A 7,232-nucleotide genomic window follows, 5' to 3' on the forward strand; every position below is an offset into this window, starting at 1 on the left:
GTGCGCACAATGGTATCAGCATCGACATCCTTGCCGAGGTCGATGAGCTTAAAGCCGCTGTTCGAGAGGAGCGCGGAGACGATGTTTTTACCGAGATCATGAACATCGCCCTTGACCGTTGCCATGACGACCGTTCCTCTGTCCGCTTCCTGCTGTGCGGGCAGAAGCTCCTTGATCTTCTGGAAGGAAGCGCGCATTGCTTCGGCTGACAGAAGAACTTGCGGCAGGAAGACGCGACCTGCTCCGAAGTCGATGCCGATGTCGTTCATGGCGGCCGTCAGAGCCTTCTCTGTGATCTCATTCGAAGAATGACCTTCGTGGATCGCTCGTTCGGTCAGCATGGCGATGCTTTCAGAAGCGCCGTCGATGACTGCTTGCTTGATGGCAGCTAGAACATCGCCTTCCATAGGCTTGGCCTCGGCTGCCTTCTTCGGCGTCTTGAGATTCACTTCGTTGCGGCTGAAGTCGATGCCGCGCGGATCTTTTCCTAAGAGTGCTGCGCTCGCCATCAAGGCTTCCTGCATCTTCTCGTCATAGGGATTCATGATCGGCGCGTCAAGCCCTGCGGCAAGGCACATGGCGAAGAAGGTGCTGTTGATCAGAGGACGGTTCGGCAGTCCGAAAGAGATGTTGGAAAGCCCCATCGTTGCCGGATAGCCGAAATGTTTGCGGTAGAGGCGTAAGGTATTTAATACTTCTAGGCAGGCATTTTGATCGGCTGATATGGTCATGACGAGGGCGTCAAGCAGGAAGTCCCCATCCTTGAGACCATTCTTCTTTGCCTCTTTGATGATACCGTTGATCACATTGATACGATCTTCTGCCGTCTTCGGCACGCCGTCCTCTGTGATGGGCAGGCAGAGGATGGCCGCGCCATACTTCTTTGCCAGCGGGAGGAACTCTTCGATGCGCTCTTTTTCGGCGCTGACAGAATTGATGAGGGCGCGTCCCGGATATGCTCGGAGTCCGGCTTCCAATGTTTTGGCATCACTGGTATCAATTGCAAGAGGAGCATCGGTGATTTGGGATACCTCGCGAATGGCATCGTGCATTGCCTTGGCCTGGTCGATGCCGCCGACGCCCATATTGACATCGAGAAGGCGCGCTCCTGCACGCACCTGATCGATGGCCTCGCGCTTGACGGAGAAGAGTGAACCATTCTTGATTTCTTCGGCGAGTTTCTTGCGTCCCGTCGGATTGATGCGCTCGCCGATCAGAGTGGTCGCGAGATCTTTGTCGATGATGACGGTCTTGCTGCGGCTCGTGAGGCGCAGGCGATTGTCTGGGCTCTTGCGCTCGGTGGGAGGCAAGTTCTTGACAGCAGCGGCGAGCGCTTTGATATGCGCGGGCGTCGTGCCGCAGCAGCCGCCGAGATACGTTGCACCGGCGGCGACGAGCTTTTCGCCCCACGAGGCGAACTCCTCAGGCCCCATGGGGAAGATGGTTCTGCCGTTTTCCAATCGTGGCATACCGGCGTTGGGCAGCACGCTGATGGGAACGGAGCAGTTCTCTGCGAGAGTCTTGACGATGGGGACGAGCTCCTGCGGGCCGAGCGAGCAGTTTACGCCGATGATGTCGGCGCCGAGCGCTTCCAAGGTGATGGCGGCCGTCTGCGGGTCGGTGCCCGTGACGGTGCGCCCGTCCTCGCTGTAAGAGAGCTGGCAGATGATGGGAAGGTTTGTCGCATCTTTTGCCGCCAGAAGGCCTGCACGCATTTCCTGTATGTCAATGCACGTTTCAAAGAGCAGATAGTCAGCGCCCGCATCGGCAAGCACTTTCGCTTGTTCGTAGAAGGCTCGGTAGGCGTCCTCGAATTCGAGATCGCCGAGAGGGACGATGAAGCGCCCCGTAGGTCCTAACGAGCCGACAATCTTGGCACGCCCTTTGGAAGCCTCGCGTGCGATCTTTACGGCCGCTTCATTGATTTCCTTTACACGGTCTTCCAGACCATAGTGATCGAGCTTCAAAGCGGAAGCGCCGAAGGTGTTCGTCTCGATCATTGTAGCGCCGGCTTCAATATAGGCTTCGTGGATCTTTTGCACGACATCGGGCTGTTCGAGATTCATGAGCTCGGGGCAGCCGCCGGGCTTCAAGCCTCCTTCCTGCAGCATCGTTCCCATCGCGCCGTCAAAAATATGGATCATCAATATCCTCCTTGGTTTGGTATCATAGATTTTCATCCTGTTTGATGTTTGGTATCAATAAGATATTGTCCCTGGTATATGGTTCAGTTCTTGCTTTCGCCAGCAGGAACTTTTCTCGAAGGGCAGTCGAACTTATCGCAGGCAGCGCAGCCGTTCGGCGTATGCGCTTCCTTCTCTTTTTGCTGCGGTACGAGGCCGATGATGGCAGTGATGGATTTGCGCGGTACGAGCATGGAGGCGTCGCTGAGGTGTACACCGATTTTTTCACTTTCGGCGAGACGTACCATTTCAGGCTGCTGATCGAGCGGCCAATCGCCGTAGCCTGGGCTGAATCGCCAGCGCATCGTATAACCTTCTTTTGCAACCTTCGGTTCGATGGCTTTTTCCATCGCGTCGGCTACTTGTTCGACAGCCGCCGTGGCGGCGGCATCGAGAATGACGGAATAGGCGTAGCGCCCATCGGCGAAGTATTTCGTCACATGCTCCTCGATGGCATCGCCGACGCTCGCCGACAGTACGATGACCTTTTGTGCTTTGGCGAGATGCTTGCCAATGAGCTTCCCCTTCATGGTGAAGGGCGGATCGGCGAGTACCGTCTGTGTGGCTGCATCATAGTCGTACATTTGCCATATACCGCGCGGTTCGGCAAGAAGACGCGCTTCTAAGCAGGCTTCTTCGATGAGTTTTTCATCGAAATCCTTGGCTTTGTTCAATCCTGCATAGCGACGCGTTTCCTTTGCATCAATATCAAGCAAAACGCTATTGTAAACGGGCATAAGATTCCTTCTTCCTAGCCGATGTTTCACGTGAAACATCGAAGTTATTCATGGGGCAGAATACTTCCCCCCATCAGTATATCATGCTATAATAGGAAAAGAAAAGCTTATGGAGGAAAAGAATGTGGCGAAAATCATAGCAGTCGCCAATCAAAAGGGCGGCGTAGGAAAGACGACGACATCGGTAAATTTGAGCGCCGGTCTTGCCATACTCGGCAAACGTGTACTGCTCATTGACTCCGATCCGCAGGGGAATGCAACGAGCGGATTTGGTATCAATAAATCGGATTTAAAAATAACGATATATCAAGTGTTGATTGACAATCTTGCCATGGAGAAGGCAGTTCTTCATACGGGTTACAAGGTCGATCTTCTGCCGGCCAATATCGAACTGGCAGGAGCGGAGATTGAGCTTGTTGCTGCCATCTCACGCGAGAATCGTCTGAAGCGATCGGTCGATGCCGTGCGCGACCAATATGACTTTATTTTGATCGACTGCCCGCCTTCCCTGGGGCTCTTGACTCTCAATGCTTTGACAGCAGCAGATACCGTTTTGATGCCGATCCAATGCGAGTTTTATGCTCTGGAAGGTTTGGCGCAGCTGATGAATACGATGACATTGGTTCAGACCAATCTGAATCCTGCCTTGGAAGTCGAGGGTGTTCTTCTGACAATGTTCGATTCAAGAACCAATCTTTCGGTTCAGGTCGCTGAAGAGGTGCGCACGCATTTCGGCAGCAAGGTGTATCGGACAGTCATACCGCGCACCGTTCGCTTGAGCGAGGCGCCGTCTTATGGGCAGCCCATCGTTGCCTATGACAGAAACTGCAAGGGATCCATCGTCTATATGGATCTAGCAAAGGAGGTCATAGAGCGTGACAGCTAGGAAGCATCAGGCATTGGGCAAGGGGCTGGGCGCACTCTTTCCCACAGAGTTAAAAACGCCCGAAGCATCGCAGCAAGAATCCCCGCAAGTATCTGATACCGATGCTGAGGAAAAGAACCGTATGGAAGCTCCGCAGGAATCGGAAAAAGGAAGTGCAGGAAATGAGAATCCGCAAGGAAGCGGAGGAATACAGCAAGCTGCCATAGAAGATGATGAAGCGAGTGATGTGATATCAAAAGAAATGAATGGTATCGCTGTGCAGCAAATTCCTTTGCATGAGATACAAGCCAATCGGTATCAACCCCGTCATGAGTTTGATGAGAGCGCTCTGGAAGAGTTGAAGGAATCCATTGTACAGCATGGCGTGCTGCAGCCGATTCTCGTGCGACAGCTTCCAGCAGGAAAGGGATATGAGCTTGTTGCGGGCGAGCGTCGCTTTCGCGCTTCAAGACTGGCTGGTCTTGAAACGGTGCCGGCTCTTGTCCGTCCTTTGAGCGATGCGGCAAGCACGGAGATTGCGCTGATTGAAAATTTGCAGCGTGAGGATCTCAATGCGATTGAAGAGGCCAATGCCTACTGCAATCTTTTGCAGAATTTTGGGCTTACACAGGAAGCTTTGGCGGAGCGCGTGGGAAGAAGCCGTTCCCATATCACGAATATGATACGGCTCTTGAAGCTCGACGCGCATGTGCAGGAATACTTGGCAAACGGCAGTTTGAGCATGGGGCAGGCGAGACCGCTCGTCGTCCTGACGGACGTTGCATTGCAGCGGGAAGCGGCGGACATCATCATGGCGCGCGAATGCTCGGCGCGTCAGGCCGAAGAGCTTGTGAAGCGTCTGCAGAAAAATGCGAAAGAAACAGCAGAAGCGAAGGAAGCAGAATCGCCTAGGGAGACAGAAAAGATCTTCCTGCAGGAAGCAGAAGATAAGCTCAAGATGTTTTTTGGCACGCAGGTGCGCATTCGTTCGCAAGGCAAGAAGAATCGCATAGAGATCGATTTTTCCTCGGAAGAAGACTTGAATCGCATTCTTGATTCTTTGTTGGAGAAGAAGAGCCGGCTGCTGGAGGAAAAAAAAGCGGCTTTGCGTCAGTTTTCTGCAGGAGAAAGATTCACAGTCTGATGCATCATGTTTCACGTGAAACATCTTTTGTTTGGCGTGGCGAAAGTTGTGGAAACGATGGGAGGTGCAGCCTCCCCGTGCGGATAGAGGAGAAATGATTGGGATGAATACAAAACAACTGGCGGAACTCTTGGGCAACAACGAGACGTTCCTAGTGATTTTCCTTTTGGTTTTGGTCATTGTACTCTTGGTGTTGGTTATTTATCAGGTTTACAGCGTATCGCGCATGAAGAGCCGCTATCAGGCAATGATGCGAGGGGTTGAGGGTGCAAATCTTGAAAGTATGCTGCTCGCGCATATCAAGGAAATGAAGGGCGTCGCTGAGGAAAGCCGAAAGCTCAAGGAGGAAAACAGGCGCTTGGATGCGCTGCTGCAGACGGCTACAACGCGCATTGGTATTGTGCGCTTCAGTGCTTTTGCGGATATGGGAAGCGATCTCAGTTATGCTGTTGCCATGTTGGACTCGCATAACAACGGAGTGATTTTCTCCAGTATCTTCGCTCGTGAGGACTCGCGCAGCTACGTCAAGCCGATCGAGGCGGGACGCTCCAGCTACAAACTCACGCGTGAGGAGGCGGAAGCGCTCGAAAAGGCGATGAGCGTGCGGCCGGAGTAGCGATAGCGCAGAATGGAAGTTTTACCATGAAGCCCCAAGAGGTCAAGCTGAAGGCGCAGACCGATTGGCTAGGCTTCTGTAAGGCGTGAGGACATATGTACAGCGTGCCGCCTTGATGAAACTGTCGCAGGAAACGGGTGTGAAGCAACGCATGCCGCTTCGCATGACGGCTGAACATATGTCCTGAAAGTTTACCATGAAAGTCCAAGAAGTCAAGCCCAGAGGGCGCAGACTGATTGGTTCTTTCATGTAAGGGCGGCGCACAATGTCCACAAAGTGGACGTTTGTGCGTGTAGTTTGTTCAATGGAAGAGGGGTCTTCCGTGCAGTTTGGAGATGGGCTTTTGCATAAGGAAAATGGGTTCACCATCAAGATTGTGCCCGATGTTTCTGATACCATTCATACGATACATCTTTCAGCAAAGATGGCGAAGATTGGTATCATCTCTTTCGTCGTCGTTTTGCTGATTTCCTGTGTGACGCTGTCCTATTCGCTCTATACGACATTTTTCGTCAAGGGCGATGACGCCGAACTGGAAAAGATGCGTCAGATCAGCAATATGCAGCAGGAGCAGCTTTTGCAGCTTTCCAAGAAAGCGGATGGCCTGCAGCAGGAATTGGATGAATTGACACAGATGGAAAACGACTTGCGTCGCATGTCGGGGACAGTTGCAGCGCCCGATACGGCGGGAGCGCCTGCAGATGGAGCGGATGCTGCAGCAGGGGCACAGGACGGGCAGGGCGGACCAATTACAAAGCTGCAGGCGGAAAATGTCGATGCGGCGCTTGAAAATATCGAGAAACGCGTGGCTGTTCGCCGTGCCAGCCTGCAGCAGCTCAAGCAGGTTTTGGAGGCGCAGCAGCAGGAAATGGCCGCGCTTCTCCCTTATGGAAATACGCCCTATGCCTTGACCGGCATCTCCGTCACGATTCCTTCTATATGGCCTGCGCGCGGCGAGGTCAGTTCGCCCTTTGGTTTGCGTTGGAATGGTTCGGACTTCCACCCGGGCATTGACATCGCCAACGACTTCGGCACGCCGATCGTAGCGACAGCCGACGGCGTGGTGACAGACGCCGGCTGGAATGCCGGCGGCTATGGCAACAAGGTCGACATCGATCATGGAAATGGTATCATGACGCGTTACGGACACGCGCAGTCCATCGTCGTGCGCACAGGTCAGCATGTGCGGCGCGGCCAGATCATCGCCTATATGGGCAGCACGGGATTTTCTACAGGGCCGCATGTGCATTATGAAGTCCGCATCCACGGTGAACCTGTGAATCCGGCGCCGTATCTATAGAGGGCATTGCAGTGAGCGTATTCATTTTTGTATCAAGACAGTTTATATCTGTGGCGATACCAAACATAGAAGGATTATTTAAGCAGAAAGAGGAGGTTCGGAAAAGATGGAAGTAACCAAGGATTTTTCTACGCGTCATTGGAAGATTCACGAGGTGGCGAAGGCAGGCGACAAGGCGACAAAGACGGTCTTCTACACAACGGATTCGACGAGCGGTTCGGTCTGGCTCGTGAAGCCTGGACAGGAGGTCAAGGCGCATGAGCATCCGGCTGGTGATGACTTCTGGGTCTGTATCCAGGGGAAGGGGATATTCTTTCCGGAGCTTGGCAAGGAGGTTCCCGTCGAGAAAGGCGACCTCATCATCACGGGCAAGGGGACGTGTCACGG

Annotated in this window: 7 protein-coding genes; 5 read left to right on the forward strand and 2 right to left on the reverse strand. The window is 53.4% G+C overall.

The window, feature by feature from the left end:
* Window positions 1–2,144, reverse strand: a 2,144-nt coding sequence (locus tag RWS31_RS10920) for a homocysteine S-methyltransferase family protein (RefSeq protein ID WP_314598315.1), incomplete at its 3' end; no start/stop codon positions are given.
* Window positions 2,145–2,227: 83 nt separating this feature from the next.
* Window positions 2,228–2,920 (reverse strand): methionine synthase, encoded by a 693-nt coding sequence (locus tag RWS31_RS10925; protein WP_294175782.1) that lies wholly within the window; start codon window positions 2,918–2,920, stop codon window positions 2,228–2,230.
* A 109-nt stretch (window positions 2,921–3,029) separates the two neighbouring features.
* Here RWS31_RS10925 and RWS31_RS10930 point away from each other — a divergent pair, with 109 nt between their 5' ends.
* The 5 genes from RWS31_RS10930 to RWS31_RS10950 all read left to right on the forward strand — a co-directional run.
* Entirely contained in the window at window positions 3,030–3,806 is a 777-nt protein-coding gene (locus RWS31_RS10930; protein ID WP_314598317.1) for an AAA family ATPase, read from the forward strand.
* On the forward strand, window positions 3,796–4,929 hold the full coding sequence (locus RWS31_RS10935) for a ParB/RepB/Spo0J family partition protein (protein WP_314598319.1): 1,134 nt from the start codon (window positions 3,796–3,798) through the stop codon (window positions 4,927–4,929). The genes RWS31_RS10930 and RWS31_RS10935 overlap by 11 nt, the downstream gene beginning before the upstream one ends.
* Before the next feature lie 103 nt (window positions 4,930–5,032).
* Window positions 5,033–5,545 (forward strand): DUF4446 family protein, encoded by a 513-nt coding sequence (locus RWS31_RS10940; RefSeq protein WP_314598321.1) that lies wholly within the window; start codon window positions 5,033–5,035, stop codon window positions 5,543–5,545.
* Window positions 5,546–5,810: 265 nt separating this feature from the next.
* Entirely contained in the window at window positions 5,811–6,845 is a 1,035-nt protein-coding gene (locus RWS31_RS10945) for a M23 family metallopeptidase (RefSeq protein WP_009645282.1), read from the forward strand.
* 106 nt (window positions 6,846–6,951) lie between these two features.
* On the forward strand, window positions 6,952–7,232 hold a 281-nt coding region (locus tag RWS31_RS10950; RefSeq protein ID WP_314598323.1), incomplete at its 3' end, for a cupin domain-containing protein.

Origin of the sequence: uncultured Selenomonas sp., assembly GCF_963528755.1 — a bacterium.
GTDB lineage: Bacteria > Bacillota > Negativicutes > Selenomonadales > Selenomonadaceae > Selenomonas.

Bases quoted from the DNA above. Each gene is read 5' to 3' on its own strand.
- RWS31_RS10940 (WP_314598321.1), top strand. From the start codon at position 5,033: ATGAATACAAAACAACTGGCGGAACTCTTGGGCAACAACGAGACGTTC.
- RWS31_RS10925 (WP_294175782.1), bottom strand. From the start codon at position 2,920: ATGCCCGTTTACAATAGCGTTTTGCTTGATATTGATGCAAAGGAAACG.
- RWS31_RS10945 (WP_009645282.1), top strand. From the start codon at position 5,811: ATGTCCACAAAGTGGACGTTTGTGCGTGTAGTTTGTTCAATGGAAGAG.
- RWS31_RS10930 (WP_314598317.1), top strand. From the start codon at position 3,030: ATGGAGGAAAAGAATGTGGCGAAAATCATAGCAGTCGCCAATCAAAAG.